The sequence below is a fragment of the Sorangium sp. So ce426 genome, from assembly GCF_051475585.1.
GTDB classification, from domain to species: domain Bacteria; phylum Myxococcota_A; class Polyangia; order Polyangiales; family Polyangiaceae; genus Sorangium; species Sorangium cellulosum_B.
On record NZ_CP150341.1, the window covers coordinates 4,190,059 to 4,210,841 of the forward strand.

Consider the following 20,783-nt stretch of genomic DNA (forward strand, 5'->3'; position numbering starts at 1 on the left):
GCAGAGGCTCTGGACGAATCGACGCATCATGCCTGTCCCCGTCTTTGGCTGAATCATCCTATGTCTCGCGCTCAGCGTCTGCGCGTCCCCGCGTCCAAAGTCCTCACTTCGGCAGCCGGTATTCCCAGGAGAACGGCAGGAAGACCGACAGCCCGACCTGCGCCTGTACGTTGTTGGTGAAGCTCTTCCCCTCGGCGAGCCAGGTGCTCTTGTCCTGAGGGTTGTTCGGGTCGACGCTGGGGTTCTCGAGCTCGTCGAAGAAGATGTAGTCGCTGACCTCGAACATCGCCGCGAACCAGCGGTTGAAGAAGATGCGGAGGCCACCGCCGACGTGGAACGAGAGCTTCGGCTTCCAGTCGAAGGTGCGGTTGTCGGGATCGACGACGGCCATGGGCCTCGTCGAGATCGCGCCGACACCGCCCAGCACGAAGAAGTCGTAGTGGAAGATGAAGTCGCTGAACCCGGCGAACTTGCCGTACGCGGGGACGTACGTGAAGTTCGCATTCGCGTTCCACTGATACTCGGTGATCGGCTCGCCGACACGCGCCGCCCTGCTCGTCTGGAAGTTGAAGTCCGACGGCGTGTTGAGGCCACCGTACCAGTTGCCGTTGACCCCGATCGCGAGGACGTTGGTGAGGTACCAGTTGACCGCGAGCCCCGGCCCGTTGTGGCCGACGAACTGATCGTTCATCGTCAGCCCGAAGTACGGGTTCACCTCGAAGCGGTGGTAGCGCAGCGCGTAGATCTGCTGCACCGCGTAGGTCTCGTTCTTGAGATCCTTCGCGGCCTCCTTCTCCAAATTGATCGTGGGACACGCCGTCGGGTCGATCGCACAGATGTCCCCAAGCCCCGTCGTCTCGCCGCCCTCGGCAGGGGCCGCGGGCGCCTCCACCGGCTCCGTGCCTTCGGCAGGAGTCTCTGGCTCGTCGAGGTTGATTTCCTTGGGTTGCCCTTTTGGCTGAGCTGATGCCGTAAGCGGCATCGCGACCAGCGCAGCCGCAACGAGAAGCCCCACGCGAGCCTGGTTCATCGCCATCCCTTCCGAAGTCCGTGCGATGCGAGCGATCGATCGCCCAGGTAGTACAGCTTCCTAACTACTCGAATTCATTAAATAATTCGGTCAACCGCCAAGCCCGACGGACTATATCACGTCGAAAATAAAAGGATCAACAACCAAATCCTTTTGCCACGGACGACCGGCGGCGTCGCAGAGGGGACCCGCCGGGTGGACACGCGGCGAGCGGCAGACTCGCTGCACAATCACCGCGGGCTCGGATCGCCGGTGTGCTTGCGCCGAGGGCGCGACGATGGTGGCGCCTGACGGGTTCAGCGGCAGAGGCGCGGCGTGCTGAGACATCGGAGCCATCGCCCGTTGGTTGGACCGCTGTCGAGCCGCGCGATTGGGTGGTGAGGAGAGATCGAGCGCCGCCGGCGCTCACGCCGCGACCGCGCTTCAGGCGGCCGCGTCTTCGGAGCCGCTGGCGCGGCCGAGCATCGCCTCGACGAACTCGTCGGGCTCGAACTCGCGGAGGTCTTCCGCGCGCTCGCCGATGCCGACGTACCGGACGGGCAGCCCATGCTCGGCGCAGATGCCGAGGATGACGCCGCCCTTGGCGGTGCCGTCGAGCTTCGTCAGCACGATGCCGGTGATCGGCAGCGCCTCCTTGAAGAGCGCGGCCTGCTGCATGGCGTTCTGGCCGTTCGTCGCGTCGAGCACGAGCAGCGTCTCGTGAGGCGCGCCCTCGAGCGCCTTGTTCATGGTGCGCGCGACCCGGGACAGCTCCTCCATGAGGTTCGTCTTCGTGTGCAGCCTGCCGGCGGTGTCGGCGAGCACCACGTCGGCGCCGGTGTCCTTGGCCTTCTGGATCGCGTCGAAGATCACCGCGCCGGGGTTCGCGCCGTCCTTGCCGCGCACGACCTCGCAGCCGACGCGCTTGCCCCAGACGTTGAGCTGCTGCACCGCCGCCGCGCGGAACGTGTCGCCCGCCGCGAGCACCACCGTCCGGCCCTCGGCCTTGAGCTGCGTCGCGAGCTTGCCGATCGTGGTCGTCTTTCCCACGCCGTTCACGCCGACCACCATCACGACGGTGGGCTGCGCCTTCAGCGGCAGCCCGCCGCCGGCGCCGACGCGCAGGATCCGCTTCGCGTGCTCGCGCAGCGCGTCCCAGACCTTGTCGGTGTCGGCGAGCTCGTTCCTGCTGAGCGCCGATCGGATCTCGTCGAGGAGGAGCTCTGTCGTCTTCACGCCGACGTCCGAGGTGAGCAGCACCTCTTCGATCTGCTCGACGACGTTGGGATCGATCTCCTTCTTGCCGGCGAACAGCGCCTTCAGCCGGCCGAAGAACCCCTCGCTCTCCCGCACCTTCGTGAGGCCTTTGCGGAGCCCCTCGATGTCTCGCTTGCGCGCGGCCGGAGGCGCGGTCTCCCGCGCTGGCCTGGCGGCCGGCTTGACGGCCGGCGCCTCGATCGCGGGCGCGATGGGCGCCTCCGCGACCGCGGCCTCGGGCGCCGCCGGCGCGACGGCGGTCGGGGGCGCGACGGGGGCGGGCGCCGCCGCGGGCGGCTCCTCCTGCGGCGCGGGCTCCTTCGCCTTCGCCGGAGGAGCTTCCTCCGCCGGAGGCTTCTTCTGGGCGCGCGGCTTCTCGGTCGGCTTGTCCGCCGGCTTCTCGGAGGGCTGCTTCGCCTTCTCCTGGAGCTTCTTCGGTTCGGGGGGCGCTGCGATCTCCGGTGGCGGCGCCTTCTTCGTGACGAAGTAGACGATCGCCGCCACCACGACGAGGCCGACGATAATTAGGGCGATTTCCACGTTGGCGTTCTCCGGCGAGGGAGCCGACTATATGGGACGCACCCCATACGTCAACGTGCGGTCGCGCGGGGGCGCGATCCGACCAGCGAAACGGCAGATCGGCGCGGCGACGGGGCCGGCGCTCCGCGGGCCCCGTCGCCTGGCTCACGGGGCTAGCGGCGAGGCGCCCGGCTTGGGCTCCGAGGCCCCGAGGTCCTGCTCGATCCGCTCGTCCACGGGATCGGGACCGAAGGCGGCGTGCTCGATCCGGCTCGCCCAGAGCTCGACCTCGCGCTGCTGAACCCTGCTCGCCGCCCGGCGCACGTGCCCGGGCGTCGGCTCCGGCGGCCCCTCGAAGGGCGCTCCCTGGCGCCGCGCCCAGCGCACGAGGCGATCGAGGACGGCGCGGCGCCGCGTGACCAGCGCGATGCCCAGCTTGCTCGGCGACGGGAGCGCCTGCTCATGGCTGCTGTGCATCGGCGCGCGGACCACGAGCCTCGCGTCGCTCCGGTACGGCGCCTCGATCGAGAACTCGCCGACGTCGTCGGTCAGCGCGCGGGCGATGACGCCGCTGCCGTCGAAGGCGGGGACGACGATCACGAGCTCGGCGCGCGCGATGGGCGTTCCGTCATGCGCGTCGGCGACGGCGCCGCGCCAGCCGGTCGCGCCCTCGAGCGGTCCCATGACGCGCACGCCGGCGCGGCCGGGCGGCGCGACGGGCCGCTCGTCGCCCGCGCGCGTCGTCGCGGCGCGCTTCGGCGCCCGCCGCCAGCCGCCGAGCACCCAGCCCGCGATGGCGAGGACGGCGGCGCCGAGCGCGATCTGCCGCCACGCCCCTGGGCCCGCGACGGGCACGTCGATCGCGAGCTCCGCGCCGGGGATCCACCACGGAGCGGCGGGCACATAGCGGAGCGAGATCGGGACCGTCCCCGCTCGCTCGGCGGTGAACGCGGCGATCACCCGCGCCTTGCCGCCGGTCACGGTGGCCGCCCCGACGGGCTCGCCCGCGCGCAGCGCCTCGACCACGCCGCCCTCGACAGGGCCGCGGGACGAGCGCACCTCGACGTCGATCGGCACGCCGTCCTCCGCGCGTGCCGGCTCGACGGGATGCGACAGATCGAGCGTGACCTGCGCGTACCGCACGACGCTCTGGCTGACGCTCGCCTTCGCGAGCGTGGTGGTTCCATCGAAGCGCGCGCGCAGCACGCCCTGGCCGGCGCCGTCGAGGCGCTCGGTCGGGAGCTCGAAGCGCGCGCGGCCGTCGCCGCCGGTCGGGGCCTCGGCGAGCCGCGCGCCGCGCTCGTCCTCGAGCGCGATCGGGAGGCGCTCGCGCTCGAACGGCGCGCCGCTCCCGACGCCGCGCGCGCCGCTGCGATCGAGCCGGAGCGCCACGGTGACGTTCACCGTCGGGCGATCGAGATCGACCGCGTCGACCGGCGGGTCGAACCGGAGGATCACCGGCGCGAGCGGGGCCGCGTGCGCCTCGATCGGGATCTTCGCCTCGACCGCGTCGTAGAGCTTTCCCCCTGCGAACCGGATGCGCAGCGTCGCGTCCGCGAGCGGCGCGCGCCCGCGGAGGCAGAACCCGCCGCGCTCGTCTGTCGCGATCACGTAGCCGCCTTGCGAGGGGCGGGGCTCGCGGGCGCGCGCCGCGCCGTCGGCCGCGCACCCGAAGGCCGCCGGCAGGACCGCGGGGGCGCCGGCGCTCGTGAGGGCGTTGATGGAGAGCGGCGCCTCCGCGATCGCGCTCCGCGCGTCGTCGACCACGCTTCCGCGCACGACGAACCCGTCGGGCTCGGTCCATGCGACCGCCTCGATCTGCGCGCTTCCGCGCACATGGATGCGGAGCGGCGCACCTTGCGTCTGCGCGTGCGCCGCGGGCGCCGCCGCGAGCGCCGTGGCCGCGAGGAGCGCCCATGGCAGGCATCGTCTCAGTCCGCGCATCTCCCGAAGGCCTCCGGCGAGCTCCTCGTCATGGTCGCGCATTATCCGTCACGCCGACGCGGCACGGGCAAGGGGAAGCCGATCCGAAGCCGCGCCGAGCTCGCGCTCGCCCGGCGACCGGCGCCCGCGGCGCGAGCGAGCGAGCGAGCAAGCGGCGTGTGGACGTAAGCGGACGTGAGCGGACGTGCACGCGAGCTCGCGGCAGCGCGTCGGGTCGATGGCGGCAGCGGTGGGTAGATAAGCGGATGGTGAAGCCGTGTTCGCCGTGAGCCCAGCATGGTTCACGCGTTGAAGCGCCGCGGGCAGGCCGCGTCAAACCGTCCAGTCTGGTCGCAGCGAGGAGCGAGCGAATGCAAGGCAAAAGTGCGAGCGTGTGCGCGCCAATTTTCGGGTGTAGACCCGCTGATCCGATCGCCACGGCGGCGATGCGCTCGTGTATCGTCGGACGTGGAATGCGTCGGCCCTTTTCAGTGCTCGTGTTGCTGGTTGTGACGCTTGTACTCTCGCTGATACCCACGAGGCTCTACGCGGATCAGCGCACGAGCTACCTCGCCGACCAGCTCAGGACCAACGAGGACTATCGCGTCCGCACGCAGGCGGCGCTCGCGCTCGGCGCGTCGGGAGACGACGCCGCCACGAGGCCGCTCTGCGACGCGCTCACGGACAGCAACGCGTCCGTCAAGGTCGCGGCGGCCGCGGCGCTCGGCAAGCTCGGCAAGCCCGCGGGGCTCGCGTGCCTGGAGCGCGCCGAGGGCCGCGAGCAGACGCCGGCCGTCAAGTCGCAGATGCAGAAGTCGATCGCGGCGCTGTCCGCCGGCGGCGGGGGCGGCTCCGCGGCGCCGCCGCCTCCGGGCGCGGACACGAAGTACTACGTCGCCATCGAGATCACGAACAAGAGCGGCCGCCCCGAGTCCGAGATCGAGCCGCTCGTGCGCGCCGCGATACAGTCGAAGCTCCTCGCGAAGGCCGGCTACGCGGTCGCCCCCAAGGGCGAGACGGTGGCGCAAGGCAAGAAGATTCTGAACGGCAAGAAGCTGAAGGGCTTCTATCTCCTCGCCACGGTCGAGCCCGCCGTGTACCAGGGCGGCAACCTCACCCAGGTGGTCCGCGTCAGCATGTGGACCTATCCGGCCAAGTCGCTCCAGGGTGAGTTCGCGCCGAAGCTCACGCAGAGCGGCACCCCGAAGAAAGACGTCCAGAGCGAGAACACCCTGATGAAGATGTGCGTCGAGAACGCGGTCGACACCTTCCACAAGGTCGTCGCCTCGCTGTGACGCACCTTCGCTGCTCGATATTGGCTTTTCCAGTGCCTCACGACCCTTGTCATCTCCAGCCAGCTTCGAGGATCCCATGAGCGACGCTTCCAGCACGGCCCCGCAGACCTCCGCGCCGGAGGTCAGAGCGCGCTACCAGCGGAGCGCGCGGAACTACCTGCTCGACCAGAACTTCCAGCTGAAATACACGGGGTTCCTCGTGGGGATCAGCCTTGCGCTCTCCGTGGCGCTCGGGATCCTCCTCTGGAACGCGAGCTCGAAGATCATCGAGCAGAGCCGCAGCGCCGTGCAGCAGGGACAGGAGACCGTCCGTCAGGGGCAGGAGACCGTCAAGCGCGGCCAGGAGGTGCTCGTCCAGAGCCGTCGGGTCAGCGAGGTCGTCGCGATGAACATCGCGAAGGAGTACAAGGACGACCCCGAGCTCGCGAAGACGTTCGGCGAGGCGGCGCAGCGCGACGAGAGCAAGCTCAAGGACGAGCAGGCGCGGCTCGAGCGCGACGCGGCCACGCTGCAGCAGCGGGCGGAGGCGCTCGAGCGGCAGGCCGCCGACGTGGCGAACAACCAGCAGATGCTGCTCCGCCTCATCGTCGCGCTCCTGTCGTTGCTCGTCCTCGGCGTCGGCGTCGCGGGCATCGTCTTCACGCACAAGATCGCCGGGCCGATCTTCAAGATGAAGCGGCTGCTCCGTCAGGTCGGCGAGGGCAAGCTGATCGTGCGCGAGAAGCTCCGGAAGGGCGACGAGCTCCAGCACTTCTTCGAGGCGTTCGAGAAGATGGTCGAGGACCTGAGGGCGCGCCAGCAGGGCAAGATCGCCAAGATGGATGCGATCCTCGAGAAGCTCGAGGCGGGGGCGCGCGCCCAGAAGGGGACGATGGAGATCGACCCCGAGGGCCTCTCCCAGCTGAAGCGCCTCCGCAGCGAGATGCAGGAGCAGCTCGACGCGTGATCGAGCCCGCGCGCGGTCGGTCGACGATCGCGCTGCCCGAATCCAGCCTAAAATCAAGCCAAAAATAAGAGAATTCAGGCCGCGCGCTCCCGCACGGCCTCGCCCGGATCCCTCCGGCCGTACCGTCGCCGCGCGGTGCTCGCGCGCACAGGAGACGGGTCCAGATCGGCGTTTTCGGCACGGAGGCGTACTTCAGTACGCCGAGTACCGAAAACGTCGAGATGGGCCCGTATCCGCAGCGCGCGAGCACCGCGCTAGAAGGCGGCCTTGACGATCTCGACCGTCGCTTCGCCGCTCGGGAGGAACGTCACGGACGCGGCGTCGAAGCGCATCCGCTCCACGCCGCGCACGCGCGAGAACGTGGCGCGCCAGAGCCGCTCACCCGCTCGCCGCACGCGGGCGCGCTTGCGCGCGTCGATGCTGTCGAGGGCGCGGACGTACGAGCCGGCGCCGCGCGTCCGCACCTCGATGATCACGATGACGGGGCCGTCGCGCGCGACCACGTCGATCTCCAGCCGCCCGACCCGCGCGTTGCGCGCGACGATCTCCACGCCCTGCGCGGCGAGGTGAGCGACCACCGCGTCCTCCGCGCGCGCGCCGAGCGCTCGCCGCGCGTCGGCCGCCGGAGCGCCGGCGGGCCCGATAGCGGTCCGGCTCGTCGCCGAAGCCGCCGGCGCGCTGCGCGTGGCGGCGCGCCCGTCGCGTGAGCCTGGATCGTCGCTGGGAGGGAGGGAGAGGAAGGTGCCGGCCAGATCGGCCGTCGTCGGGCGAGGGCTTCGCGAGCCGCGACGGCCGGTCACCCGACGCCTAGAAGCCTTCGCACTGGTCCGAGTTGGCGCGGCCCTGCACGTCGCCGCAGGCCCCCTCGTTCTCGAACTGGGTGTTCTGCTTGATGCAGTACTTGCCGGTGATGTTCGGGTCCCCGAGGCCGACGTTCGGCCGGATCTCCGAGCAGGTGAAGCCCTGCGGGCACTCGCAGAAGTTGAAGTTCGGGTCGTCCGGCTCGCCATCGGCCACGCCGCACCGGCACGAGCAGTACACCGCCTGCTGCGCGTTCCGGTTCGAGGTGCCGGCGCACTGGCCGCAGACAGGCGCCGCGACCGGATCCTTGGTCCCCGGCACGCAGCAAGGCTTGCCTTCGTTCTCCGCAGCCGACTTGGTCGGGTCCTGGCAGTCAGTGCCGAGGTTGTCGCGGCAGATGTACAGCTCGCAGACCCCCTTGTCCGTGTTGCAGGTCCACCCACCGCTGGGGCAGTCCTCGTTGCCATCGCAGCGGCAGAACGCGCCCGCGCTGTCGCACATGCCGCTGAGGCACTGGCTGTTGCCGCCATCCGGCTTCGTCGGATCGCAGTCGGGCGCGTAGTACGACTCCGACAGCACGCAGTTGGTGCACCCGCCCTGCCCGGGCGTACACGTCGCGGGCGCCTCCTGGCCGAGCGGGCAGCTCACGCGCCCCTGGAAGTGGTTCACCAGGCAGATCCGCGTCTGGCACTGGAAGGATCGCGATTCGATGTTCTCTTCCGTCACCTTGAAGCCAGCGAACTGCGGATCGTACTCGTCTTCGGGCAGACACGGGTCGCCGACGCCGCCGCTCTCGCACGCGGAGGGCAGGCTCGCCATTGCGACGACGCTGAGCAGGCCGAGCAGGCCGGACAGAATGGAACGGGTCATCAGAACGTGCTCCTTCGGCGGCGGTGCGCGCCACCGCTTCTGCAGAGGCGCGCGGACGGGAGGCAAGAAAACGCTCAAGTCGAGGTGCTCAAAGGCACAACGTCAGCGGTTGGACCCTAGACGAAGCGCGCCTCGAGCGTCAACAGGCGGATGGGCCGCGCCCGTCCACGTCGCCGAGGTGGGCGGGCGCCGCCGGTGCGAGGCGTTCGACCCTCCGCGCGCTGGTCCCTTGGCAGCGGACGGGCAGGCTGCCGCCTGGGCGGCAACAGTGCGGCCACGGCGCGACGATCTCGTTTAAGGAAGCGAGCGCGCCTCCGTTCGATAATTCCACCGTCGACTCCTACGCAGTGCGCAACCCCAAGGTCGACCCGGCGCCCGGTGTCTCAGGACGGGAATGCAAGAGGGGGCCCCCTCGCCCGGCATCGCTTGACAAGCTGCGCGCCACAATCCTACCATCCCCCGCCACACGCAAGTATCCGTTGATTCTCATTGAACTTTTTGGTTCCTGACCGAGCTGCCTCGGGGGTCTACGGCGCGCGTTCTCCGTGTGTGGAGCCGCGAACGGGGCGAAGGGGCCACGATCTTTACGTCGCCGAAAGCGAGGAACGACGATGCGGAACCGGGTGGCGAGTATCTGCCTTGTAGCTTCTGCCCTGTTGCTATCCCCCGCCGTGGGGCATGCGCAGCCCGGCAAAGGTAAGCCCGTCGCGGCTGAAAAGGCGGACGCCAAGGGCGACAAGAAGCCCAGCAAAGAGGTCAGCGCCGACGAGGATGCGGGCCCCGTGACCGCGGGCCAGATGACGGAGGAGGCGGCGCAGGGCAAGCGGCTCTTCGACAGCGAGCGGTGGAGCGACGCCGCGCGGCAGCTGAAGCGCGTCGTCGACGGCGACACCGGCGATGACGATGGCAACAAGCAGATCGCCCAGTACCACCTCGCGATCGCGCTCTACCGCCTCCAGTTCTACCAGGCGAGCTACGCGATCTTCTCGCAGATCGCCGACAAGCCGAACCACCTCAAGTTCAACGAGACGCTGCTCTGGCTGTCCAAGCTCGCGACGCAGCTCCCGGAGCCGGCGGACATCATCGAGCGCGTCGGCAAGTACAAGACCGAGCAGATCGCGCGGTTCAACAACCCCCAGCAGCGCGACCTCTACTGGCAGCTCAACTACCTGCTCGGCCGCTACAAGTACCGGAACCGGAACTACGAGGAGGCCATCAGCCTCTTCGCCAAGGTCGACCCGAACAGCAAGTACTACGTCCAGGCCCAGTTCTTCAGCGGCATCTCGTACGTGCAGCTGCGCAAGTCGGTGCCGGCTGTCAAGTCGTTCCAGCGCATCGTCCAGGCGATCGACGAGGGCGTCGAGGGCCTCGAGGACGAGGCGCGCATGCGCGACCTCGCGTTCCTCTCGATGGCGCGCACCTACTACTCGGCCTCCGTCCGCCTCGACGACAACAACGTTCCGACGATCGACGCCGCGAAGCTCTCGGCCGCCGTCAAGTACTGGAACCGCGTCGACGTCGCGAGCGAGTACTGGCTGGACAGCCTCTTCGAGCAGTCCTGGGCGTACTTCATGGCCGGGCTGTACCCGCAGGCGCTCGGCAACATCCACACGATCGAGTCGCCCTACTTCCCGAACTCGTTCTATCCCGAGGCCGACATCCTGAAGGCCGTCGTCTCGTTCACGATCTGCCAGTACGGCGACGCGACCACGATCGTCGCGAAGATGAAGAAGAAGTACGAGCCGATCAAGAAGGACCTCGAGTCGATCCTGGTGCGGTACCAGGGGGAGGGGAACGAGGAGCGCTTCTTCCAGTTCCTGAAGGACGTGGGCGCCGGCAAGGGCGACATCCCGCCGAGGGTCCGGCCGATCGTCGAGAACGCGCTCTCCGACCGCCAGCTCCGCCGCAACATGGAGTACGTGCGCATCCTCGATGAGGAGGCGGATCGGTTCAAGAAGGCGCCCGCCAACTTCCGCAACTCTCCGGTCGGCAGCGACGTGACCGACGCGCTCGAGTTCGCGAGGAGCCTCGCGATCCGGAACGCCGGCACGCTCGGCCGGGAGCGCTACCAGCGCAACCTCGACGAGCTCAACGAGCACCTCCGCGACTCGTCGAAGATCCTCATCGACATCACCGCGGCCGAGAGGAACAAGCTCGATCAGCAGGTCGTCAGCGGCCAGCTGTCGAAGGAGGACGCGCTCACGTACGGCGTCGTCAAGCCCGACGACGAGCACGTGCTCTGGCCGTTCGACGGCGAGTACTGGCGCGACGAGCTCGGCTTCTACCGGCAGGTCGTGACGTCGAAGTGCAGCAAGTGAGCGATTTCATCATGGTTGGCCCCGCGGCCCGAGGTCGCGGGGCAGGCAGCGCTTCCTCACGGGGGTCCGTGGCGGAGGGACGGAGATGGAGATGAAGCAGTCGAAGTTCGGTGTACTGCATGCGCTCCGCGCGGCGGCGGGTACGTTGGCCGTGGCGGCGTGCGCGGTCACAACGAGCCCCGCGTCGGCGGCCGACGCGTGCATCACGCAGCCGGCGAAGGATGCGATCGCCGCCTGTCCGGGCGGCAAGCTCCAGGTGTCGGCGGGCAAGAAGCCGCAGGTCAGCTTCAAGTCTGCCCCGCAGGGGATCCAGCTGAAGAAGCGCGAGGACTTGACGAAGCCGACCAATCCGACGGCTTCACAGGCCTCGGCGCAGCGCGACGAGCGGCGAAATCGCCTCGCCCCGAAGGTGAGGAGCCTGCTCGTTACGGAGATCCAGGGGCTCGAGGGGCTGTACTCCTCGACGCCGAAGAACGCGCCGGACCGGCCGAAGCTGATGCGGCGCCTCGCCGAGGGCTACGTCGAGCTCGAGTCGGCGGCGTTCCGCGACAAGACCGAGGGGCAGATCAAGGCGGACGAGGCCAAGCGGAAGAAGCCGAAGGCGGTCGCCGGGCTCCGGGCCGAGATCGCCAAGGCCGACAAGATCCTCGTCCTCGCGCGGAAGCAGGCGATCAAGTACTACACGGACCTGAAGACGCAGTATCCGAAGTACTGCCAGAGCACCAACGCGGCCGACCCCGCGAAGAGCACGGGCTGCACGGACGAGGTCCTCTACTACCTCGCCTACGAGTACGAGCAGGCCCAGCAGCTCGAGAACGCTCGCAAGGTCTACTTCGAGCTCATCAAGAACTGGCCGAACTCGAAGTACATCCCGAACGCGTACCTCGCCTTCGGTGAGCTCTTCTTCAACGAGGCGCAGGGCGACCCGTCCAAGTGGGACCTGGCCGAGCAGTCGTACGTCAAGGTCACCCAGTACCCGCCGCCCGAGAACAAGGTCTGGGGCTACGCCCACTACAAGCTCGGGTACGTCTACTGGAACAAGGGCGACTTCGCCCGCGCCATCAGCGAGTTCAAGAAGACGATCGAGTACGGGCAGCAGTTCCAGCAGATGCCGAACGCGGCGCAGCTCGCGGTCTCGGCGCGGCGCGACATCATCCCCGTCTACGCGCTCGCGGGCGACCCGCGGAAGTCCCACGACTTCCTGCGTCCGCTCAGCGGCGATGCGAGCGGCAGCTCCGAGAAGACGTTCAAGATGATGGACGACCTCGGGCAGAACTACCTCGACACCGGTCACTACAAGGAGGGCATCGAGCTCTACACCGACCTGATGACCCGCGATCGGGGCCCGAGGTACTGCGTCTACCAGGGGCACATCGCGGAGGCGACGCTCGCCATGAAGTCTGGCAACAAGGACCAGATCATCGGCGAGCTCGGGCGCCAGCTCGACGTCCACAACAAGTTCCAGGGCGAGGGGCACCCGGCGGACGCCAAGCTGAAGTGCTCGAACATCACCGCCGGTCTGCTGACCGAGACGGCGATGGCCTGGCACCTCGAGGCGGTGGGCTCGGGCGGCGTGCGCGGCACCGGCGACAAGAAGACGATGCAGCTCGCCGCGCAGCTCTACGACAAGGTCGTCAACAACTTCAAGCAGGAGCAGTTCGCCAAGTTCGAGTTCCCCCGCATCCTGAAGGAGGACTGGCCGAACATCTTCAAGATCAAGTACGCGATGGCCGACCTTCTGTACTTCCAGAAGGACTGGGCCAAGTGCGGTCCCGCGTTCGACTCGGTCGTGGCCGAGGACCCGAACGGGCCGCAGGCGGCTGAGGCCGCGTACGCCTCGGTGCTCTGCTACCAGAACATCTACACCGAGACCCACAAGGACGGCTCCCACTTGAAGGGGTCCGGCAACCTCCCCGACGGGGGGACGGGCAAGAAGGGCGACAAGAAGGCGGAGAAGGCGAAGTTCCAGCCGAAGGACTTCAGTGACAGCCAGAAGGGCATGATCACCGCCTTCAACCGGTACGTCTGCTACATCAAGCCCGCGGCCAACGACAAGGAGGCCCAGGAGCAGTACGTCGAGGTGAAGTACGCGCGCGGCCGCACGTACTTCGAGGCGCAGCACTGGGAGGAGGCCGCGCTCGCGTTCCGCGACGTGGCGCTGAACCACGCCGACAAGGAAGTCGGCATCTACGCGTCTCAGCTTTACCTCGAGTCGCTCAACGTCCTCGGCGCGAACATGGACCCGCCGCGTCCGTCTTGTTACGACGACATGGCCGCGGATGTGCCCAAGTTCATCGATCTCTACTGCAAGGGCGGCAAGGAGAAGGAGAACGCCGAGCAGTGCGGCATCCTGATCCGCATCCAGCGCGACATCGAGCGCCTGCGCGCGCAGAAGCTCGTCGAGGCTGCTGACGCGGCCGGCGGCGTCGAGGCCCTCAAGAATTACGAGAAGGCCGCCGTCGCCTACATGGACATGTGGAAGAAGTACGGCGAGGCCGCCTGCGAGGCGAAGCAGTCCGCGTGCGAGAAGAGCGAGGAGATCCTCTACAACGCGGCCAAGGCGTTCCAGGCCGCCCGCCTCATCGCCAAGTCGATCTCGGCCCGCAAGATCCTGCTCGACCCGCGCTACAACCTCCACAACACCGAGCTGGCGAAGACGTCGATCTACGAGATCGGCGGCAACTACCAGGCGATCGCGGTCTACGACGAGGCGGCGAACTGGTACGAGCGCTACGCCCGCGAGAACCCGAAGGGGGAGAAGGCCGCCGAGGCGCTCCAGGACGCGGTCGTGCTGCGGCTCGGCCTCGGTCAGGAGGACCAGGCGATCAAGGACGCCGACCTCTTCAACAAGAACTACGGCAAGGCGAAGCCGGCGCAGACCGCGCAGATCGCGTTCGCGATCGGCGCGCACTACATCGATCGCGAGGACTGGGATCAGGCGCGCCGGCGGCTGTCGACGGCGATGCCGCAGATCGATCGCAACGCGACGTTCGACGTCCAGGTGCAGGCGCACGCGATGTACGCGCGCGTCCTGCTGCAGACGAAGAGCGTGACCCCGGCGAACGGCGAGTACAACAAGGTCCGCGGCTACTGGAAGGACCCCGCGGCCGCGCTCAAGAAGCTCGACGCGATCGGCGGCGAGGAGCCGGAGAAGCTGCGCCGGCTCGGCAAGGTGCTGACCGCGGTCGGCGAGGCCTACTTCCACTTCGCCGAGCAGAAGCGGAAGGACGTCGATAAGATCAAGTTCCCCGAGTACAAGGGCTCCGGGAACCGCGAGGACGTCCTCAAGCACATCAACACCAAGGTCGCCGACTGGGTGAAGAAGAAGCGCCCGGCGATCGAGGCGGCCGACGTCGAGTACCAGAAGATCCTCAAGCTGGAGCCGACGCCTCCGCCGAAGTGGGTCATCGCGGCCGGTGCGCGCGTCGGTCAGATGTGGGGCAAGTTCGTCGCCGAGTTCCGGGCCGCGCCCATCCCGAAGGAATGGAAGGGGCACGGCATGGTCCCGGGCACCGACGTCTCGTACGACGAGATCCGGGGTGAGTACTACTCGCGCCTCGACGAGGCGAGCGAGCCGCAGAAGCAGATGGCGAAGGGCGCGTTCAAGACCTGCCTCGACCTGTCCGTGAAGTACCAGTACTTCGACGACTACTCGCGTACCTGCGAGGTGTGGCTGTCGAAGAACTACGGCGCCGAGTACCACCTCATCGACGAATTCCGTGGCTCGCCGTCGCGGGTCAACTCCGGCATGAGCGAACGCCCTGCGCCGCTGAACCTCGACGGGACCCCCTTCCGTGAAGCACTGACCGCAATCGACAAGCCGGCTGCGAGCAAGGACAAGGAAGAGGGCGAGGACAAGAAGGCGGGCGAGGACAAGAAGGCGGCGCCGGCGGGTGGCGCGTCCAAGGAAGGCTCGGCGCTCGATCGGGCCACGACCCGACCCAGGAAGTGATGGAGCGAAACATGAGAAGCATCACCTCATTGGCAGCGGTTGCGGTGCTCCTTCTGGCCGCGACGGGTTGTGGCGGCGGCAGCACCGGCGGTTCGGCCCAGGGGGCGAAGGACCCGACGACGGGCAAGACGATCACGGACAGCAAGGGGCAGGCCGTGTCGGTCGCGGCGGCCAACAAGTTCAAGACCGCCATGGACACGATGGTCCAGCACGACAAGGCTGGGGACTGGTCCGAGGCGACTTGCAGCTCGACGGCCCAGCTGTTCCTGGACGCGGCGGACGAGCAAGGGGACACGACGTTCGCCGAGGCCATCTACAACGCGGGGCTCGCGTACCAGCGTTGCAAGAAGGACTCGGAGGCGAAGAAGCACTTCACGCAAGCGCTTCAGAAGAACCCGAAGTTCCACCCCGCGCGGGTCCAGGTGGCGCTCTACAACCTCGCGGAGTCGGGCGAGAGGAACCTCGACGCGGCGATCAGCGAGATGCGCCAGGCCGCCGTCGTCGATGCTCAGTACAAGAACGTCGAGGCGCTCGTGCACCTCGCGCTCCTGTACATGAAGCGCGGCAACCAGGTCGCGGACAACGATGGGCCCAACGACTTCCAGCGCGCGAAGCGGTACATCCAGAGCGCGCTGGCCGTCGATGACGCCTTCATGCCCGCGTTCAACCAGCTCGCGATCTACTACCTGGAGACGGCGAAGCAGAAGGCGGGCAGGAAGACGGGCAAGGCGGTCGCGACCAACGTCAGCAAGCAGAAGAAGGTCGACACCCAGGCGCTGGAGCTCGCGGCGCTCGTCTGCTCCCAGGCCATCCGCAAGAACCCCAACTACGCGCCGATCCACAACACCGCGGGGATGATCCAGGTCGAGCTCGCGAACCTGAACGGCGCCGTGCAGGAGTTCAACCTCGCGAGGAGGCTCGATCCGAGCTTCTACGAGGCGCAGATGAACTACGCGGCGGTGAACCTCCAGTTCCGCGGGTTCCAGCAGGCGGACGAGGCGTACCGCGCGGCCCTGAAGATGCGTCCGAACGACTACGACGCTCATCTGGGCCTCGCGCTCGCCCTGCGCGGTCAGATCGACGACGCGAACTTCGACAGCATGGTGGCCGCCGCCAGCGCTGAGCTCGAAGCCGCCAAGAAGGTCGCCCCCGAGCGCGCCGAGACCTACTACAACGAGGCGATCCTGACCCAGGAGTACAAGGCGAAGTCGGGCGGCAAGGGGGCCGAGGGCGCCCTCATGTCGGCGAAGGGGCTGTTCGGTCAATTCATCCAGAAGGCGGGCGCCAGCGCCGAGTTCGCCGACGCGGTGAAGCGGTCGAAGGAGCGGATGAGCGAGATCGACCAGATCATCGCCTTCAACAAGCAGACCGAGGCCGAGCGGAAGGCGGCCGAGGCCGACATGAAGACGAAGGAAGCCGAGCAGGAGGCAGCTGCCGGGAGCGAGGGCGAAGGGGGCGAAGCGACGACCCCGGCCCCGGCTCCTGCCCAGTAGCGGAGCCTCGTCCTGCGCGCTGTCGATGGCGGGGTGCAGGTTCGTGTGGCGCGGGCTCAGCCGCTGGGCAGGCGAGTGAGGCGTACAAAGGTACGCCGCAGCGAGCTTCACTCTGCGGATGAGCCCGTCGCGCACGAAGATGCGCCCCGCCACTGCGGACGTCTCGATCGGTCCGGGTCGCAAGGAGGGTGAGCGAGGGATACGGTAGTATTCCGGGCGAGCTCGACGGGCGGGGCGGACCGCGTGGCGGTGCGACAGACAACGGCACCTGGAGCCCCCTTCTCTCGCTGCACGAAGCTGCATCAAGGAGAAGGGGGTTCGCTCTTTTTCGTCTTCGTCGCAGCTCTCTGGGAACCTTGGGTGGAATCGGTTGTCGAGGCGTGTGTGGGTCGTGCTCTCCGTTGCCTCGATAGCATGCGAAGCTGGTTGACCGGCCGCCGCGGAAGGCGGTACAATGGCACTGTAACCGAGTCGAAACATTGTGAGGAGGCTGGAATGAGAGGGTTGACCCGATTGGGTGCGGGAGTCGTGGCTGCCGTTCTTACGAGCGTGGTCGCCTCATCGGCGTTCGCGCAGGGAGCGGCTCCTGGCGGTGGGAAGAAGGACGAGGGGTACGGGTACGAGTTCTCGGACGATCCGCTGAACGCCGGCGGGTTCGGCCCCAACGACGCCACCATCCGTGTGCGGCCCGGCCCTGTCCGGACGACGCTGATCAGGCCCCGCACCTCGTTCGTTCCGGAGATGCTCAAGTCGGTCGAGAACCTCTGATGTGACGGGCAGGTTTGGCACCTGCCCTATCGATTTACCCCCCGGTGCTGGGGGCGTGCGCCGCGCGGCGCATAGGGAAGGCTGGCGGAGATGGAAGGCAAGCAAAGGGTCGCTCTCACATTTGCGCTCTACCAGAACGAGGCGCTCGTCCGCAGGGAGACGATCACCCAGGATATCGTCAAGGTAGGCAAGGACGCGAAGAGCCATCTGCGTGTCGATGACGAGCTTGCCTCGCGCATGCACGCGGTCATCGAGGTCGCCTCCCCGCAGGACATCACGCTCATCGATCTCGGCAACGAGCCGGGCACGATGGTGAACGGGGCGCGTGTCAACAAGTGCAAGATCAGCCCAGGCGATCAGCTCCAGATCGGCGGCACGAAGATCATGCTGGAGCGCGCGGAGCCGGTGGCGGTCGCCGCGGCCGCGGGCCCTGCGAAGCCGGTTCCCGCCAACCCGTTTGCGGCGGCGCCTGGTGGGAACCCGTTCGGCGCTGCGGCGCCCGGGAATCCGTTCGCGGCCGCTCCGCCAGGGAACCCGTTCGCCGCGGCCGCCGCGGGCGGGGCGGACCCGTTCTCCTACAACAACCCGTTCGCGCAGTCGGCGCCGGCCGTCGACGAGGTGCCCCCGGACGCGCCCGAGGGCTCCTACACGTACACGCTCGTGAAGAACGGGCCGGACGTGCCGAGCGACGAGACCGAGGTCCCGGCGGCCTCCGTCGAGATCATGATTCTGTGGGATGCCGCCGTGCTCCACGTCGCGCACCTCACGCCGCCGCGCTCCTTCTACGTGGGGGAGGAGGCGGGGAAGAACTTCAAGTGCGACTACTTCATCCCCTCGGAGAAGCTCGGCACGACGCGGGCGCCCATCATCCTCGCGGATCGCTCCGGCTCGGTCTCCGTGGTGCTCCTGCCCCGCGCGACCGGCACCATCGAGATCCCGGGTAGGCCGAAGATGACGGTGCAGCAGGCGATCGATCAGGGCCTCACGCAGCCGTGCTCCGAGCTCTCTGGCGCCTATCAGATGGCGCTTCCGTCGGGCGGGAAGGCGAAGGTCGAGCTCGACGGCATCGTCTTCCAGGTCTCCGCCGTGAACGCGGGCAAGGTCGTGGCCGGCCACCTCCAGCTGGACACGCAGAGCCTGCTGTACACGGGCCTCTCGATGGCGGTTCACCTCGGGCTGCTCGCGGCGATGGCCTTCTTCATGCCGCCCCTCGGTGATACCGGCGAGGACGGGATCTCCGCTGACCAGCAGTTCCTCATCCAGCAGTACCTCGCGGCGGCCGCCGAGAAGGAAATGGAGGAGAAGGAGACCGAGCAGGTCGCCGAGAACGCGGCGGACAACAAGGAGGGTGGCACCGGTACCCGCGCCAAGGGTGAAGAGGGTTCGATGGGTAACCCGAACACCAAGGCCACCGGCAACCGCTACGGCGTCCAGGGGCCCGCCGACAACCCGGATCCGCACATCGCCCGCCAGGCTGCGCTCCGCGACGCCGCGGAGTTCGGCATGATCGGGCTGCTGAACGCCGGCGCCGGCGGCGATCCGAACGCGCCGACCGCGCCGTGGGGACGCGACGATTCGCTCGGGAACGATCCGCTGAGCGCTCGCGGCAACATGTGGGGCGATCAGATCGGCGACTCGTTCGGCGCTGGCGGCCTCGGCCTCTCCGGCATCGGCGAGGGCGGTGGCGGGCGCGGCGAGGGCATCGGCCTCGGCTCGATCGGCACCATCGGGCACGGCGCCGGCACCGGCACCGGCCAGGGCTTCGGCTCCGGCCATGGCCGCCTCGGCGGGTCGCATCGCACCAAGCCGCCTCAGGTGCGTATGGGTGCGACCAGCGTGAGCGGCCGTCTGCCCCCCGAGGTCATCCAGCGTATCGTCCGCCAGAACTTCGGTCGATTCCGGCTCTGCTACGAGAACGGGCTCAGGAACAACCCGAATCTGCAGGGCCGTGTCGCGGTGCGCTTCGTCATCGGGCGCGACGGCGCGGTCTCCAACGTGGGTAACGGCGGTTCGGATCTGCCCGATAACGGCGTGGTTTCCTGCGTCGTTCGGGCGTTCTACGGCCTGTCGTTCCCGCAGCCCGAGGGCGGTATCGTCACCGTCGTCTACCCGATCATGCTCAGCCCCGGCGGCTGAGCCCGCCTCGCCGCTCGGTTCGAGCGAACGCCCCGCACGCGAAGTGCGGGGCGTTTTCCGTTTCAGCGCTGGATGCGGCCGGCGCCAGGCGCGGCCAGGGGTCTGCGGCGAGCGCCGTGGGGTGGGCAGCTCGGCGTCCGCCGCGCGGGGGAGGGCGGGGGCTCCGCGTGGAGGCGCTGCAGCGAGGCGCATGCGCGGGGTCTGAAGCCCTGGACTTCCGCGGTTGCCTCCGCCTATTCTCGCGTCGCCGCGCGAGGTTCGACGCGCGCCACCTCGGGACGCTTGTGACGGTGCCACACGGAGCGGGGCAGCCTGTCTCCTAGATTGCTGACGGAGCGGCGCAGCCGTCTCCGGGATTGGGGACGGAGCGGCGCAGCCGACTCCGGGACGCTGTGAAGGAGCGGCGCAGCCGACTCCGGGATTGGGGACGGAGCGGCGCAGCCGACTCCGGGACGCTGTGAAGGAGCGGCGCAGCCGACTCCGGGACGTTGAAGAGGGGCGACGCGACGCCCAGGTCACTCAGAGGCCGGCGATGCCGGGGCCATTCGAAAGGTGAGCGAGATGAAGCTTGGGGCATTCTTGATGGTTGGCCTGGTCGCGGCGAGCGCGGCAGGCCTGGGCTGCAGCCGCCATCGCCAGGAGGCCGTCATCCTGGCGAATCAGGCCGACAAGGAGGTCGCCGTCAACCCCGACGGTGCGGCCAACAAGTACGAGCAGGCGACCAAGCTCGACCCGAACAACCACCGCATCTTCTTCAAGCTGGCGATGGCACACAAGAAGTCGGAGTCGTGGGACAAGGTCGCATCGACGCTGGCTCGCGCCACGCAGATCGCCCCGAAGTTCGCCAACTACTGGTTCGAACGGGGGTGGGCGCTCGAGCAGCAGGCGAAGAAGAAGACGATCTCGTACGAAGAGGCCAAAGAGCCGTACCAGAAGTGTATCGAGAACGACCCCAACTTCGCGGATTGCTACTCCCAGCTCGGGAACGTCTACCTCTGGACGGACGACGAGCAGAAGGCGCTCGAGAACCTCACCAAGGCGATCGAGCACAATCCGAGCGAGATCCGCTACTACGCGGCGCTCGCCGACCTGTACACCCGTCTCGGGTACACGAAGGAGGCCGAGCAGGTGCTCAAGGAGGCGAAGTCGTTCGCGAAGCCGGGGGACAAGTACCTCTTCGGCGTCCACAGCCTGCTCGCGTCGGTCTACCAGGACCGGGGGTCCACGGCGGAGATGGTGTCCGAGCTCGAGGCCGCCAAGGCGGTGGCGCCCTCGGATGGTCCCGAGTCGGTGCAGATTCTCTGGAGTCTCGGGAGCACCTACGCGACCCTGGATCCGCCGCGCAAGCAGGAGGCAATCCAGATGCTCAAGGGGTTCACCACGCGCGCCTGCAAGGGATCGAAGGCGGCGAGCTTCAAGACCGAGTGCGAGACGGCGAACACGCTCGTCGCGCGGCTCGGCGGTCAATAGCCGTGATGCCGCGCGCGGCACGGGGC

13 protein-coding genes are annotated in these 20,783 nt (G+C 68.3%); 8 read left to right on the plus strand and 5 right to left on the minus strand.

The window, feature by feature from the left end; translation table 11 throughout:
• Positions 1 to 103 precede the first annotated feature (103 nt).
• From WMF44_RS15750 to WMF44_RS15760, 3 genes are all read right to left on the minus strand, one after another.
• Entirely contained in the window at positions 104 to 892 is a 789-nt protein-coding gene (locus WMF44_RS15750) for an outer membrane beta-barrel domain-containing protein (RefSeq protein WP_437299933.1), read from the minus strand.
• Positions 893 to 1,453: 561 nt separating this feature from the next.
• Positions 1,454 to 2,806 carry a signal recognition particle-docking protein FtsY gene (gene ftsY, locus WMF44_RS15755; RefSeq protein ID WP_437299934.1) on the minus strand — a complete coding sequence of 451 codons (1,353 nt, stop codon included), beginning with the start codon at positions 2,804 to 2,806 and terminating at the stop codon, positions 1,454 to 1,456.
• Between the two features lie 144 nt (positions 2,807 to 2,950).
• Positions 2,951 to 4,729 (minus strand): carboxypeptidase regulatory-like domain-containing protein, encoded by a 1,779-nt coding sequence (locus WMF44_RS15760; RefSeq protein ID WP_437299935.1) that lies wholly within the window; start codon positions 4,727 to 4,729, stop codon positions 2,951 to 2,953.
• 488 nt (positions 4,730 to 5,217) lie between these two features.
• Here WMF44_RS15760 and WMF44_RS15765 point away from each other — a divergent pair, with 488 nt between their 5' ends.
• Together WMF44_RS15765 and WMF44_RS15770 are read left to right on the plus strand one after the other, a co-directional pair.
• Complete coding sequence (locus tag WMF44_RS15765) at positions 5,218 to 6,003, plus strand: HEAT repeat domain-containing protein (protein ID WP_437299936.1); 786 nt, start codon at positions 5,218 to 5,220, stop codon at positions 6,001 to 6,003.
• A 76-nt stretch (positions 6,004 to 6,079) separates the two neighbouring features.
• Entirely contained in the window at positions 6,080 to 6,949 is an 870-nt protein-coding gene (locus WMF44_RS15770) for a HAMP domain-containing protein (protein ID WP_437299937.1), read from the plus strand.
• A 254-nt stretch (positions 6,950 to 7,203) separates the two neighbouring features.
• Here WMF44_RS15770 and WMF44_RS15775 read toward each other — a convergent pair whose 3' ends face one another.
• Together WMF44_RS15775 and WMF44_RS15780 are read right to left on the minus strand one after the other, a co-directional pair.
• Positions 7,204 to 7,749: a YraN family protein gene (locus tag WMF44_RS15775; protein WP_437299938.1), complete on the minus strand. Its 546-nt coding sequence runs from the start codon at positions 7,747 to 7,749 to the stop codon at positions 7,204 to 7,206.
• 7 nt (positions 7,750 to 7,756) lie between these two features.
• Positions 7,757 to 8,620, minus strand: a complete 864-nt coding sequence (locus WMF44_RS15780; RefSeq protein WP_437299939.1) for a hypothetical protein — start codon at positions 8,618 to 8,620, stop codon at positions 7,757 to 7,759.
• 671 nt (positions 8,621 to 9,291) lie between these two features.
• Between WMF44_RS15780 and WMF44_RS15785 the strand changes: the two genes are divergently transcribed.
• The 6 genes from WMF44_RS15785 (at position 9,292) to WMF44_RS15810 (ending at position 20,757) form a co-directional block, all read left to right on the plus strand.
• Positions 9,292 to 10,938 (plus strand): tetratricopeptide repeat protein, encoded by a 1,647-nt coding sequence (locus WMF44_RS15785; protein WP_437299940.1) that lies wholly within the window; start codon positions 9,292 to 9,294, stop codon positions 10,936 to 10,938.
• A gap of 91 nt (positions 10,939 to 11,029) precedes the next feature.
• Positions 11,030 to 14,890, plus strand: a complete 3,861-nt coding sequence (locus WMF44_RS15790; protein ID WP_437299941.1) for a tetratricopeptide repeat protein — start codon at positions 11,030 to 11,032, stop codon at positions 14,888 to 14,890.
• An 11-nt stretch (positions 14,891 to 14,901) separates the two neighbouring features.
• Complete coding sequence (locus WMF44_RS15795) at positions 14,902 to 16,383, plus strand: tetratricopeptide repeat protein (protein ID WP_437299942.1); 1,482 nt, start codon at positions 14,902 to 14,904, stop codon at positions 16,381 to 16,383.
• 528 nt (positions 16,384 to 16,911) lie between these two features.
• Entirely contained in the window at positions 16,912 to 17,151 is a 240-nt protein-coding gene (locus WMF44_RS15800) for a hypothetical protein (RefSeq protein ID WP_157906686.1), read from the plus strand.
• Between the two features lie 90 nt (positions 17,152 to 17,241).
• On the plus strand, positions 17,242 to 19,287 hold the full coding sequence (locus tag WMF44_RS15805; RefSeq protein ID WP_437299943.1) for an AgmX/PglI C-terminal domain-containing protein: 2,046 nt from the start codon (positions 17,242 to 17,244) through the stop codon (positions 19,285 to 19,287).
• A gap of 561 nt (positions 19,288 to 19,848) precedes the next feature.
• Complete coding sequence (locus tag WMF44_RS15810) at positions 19,849 to 20,757, plus strand: tetratricopeptide repeat protein (protein ID WP_437299944.1); 909 nt, start codon at positions 19,849 to 19,851, stop codon at positions 20,755 to 20,757.
• Positions 20,758 to 20,783: the final 26 nt, after the last annotated feature.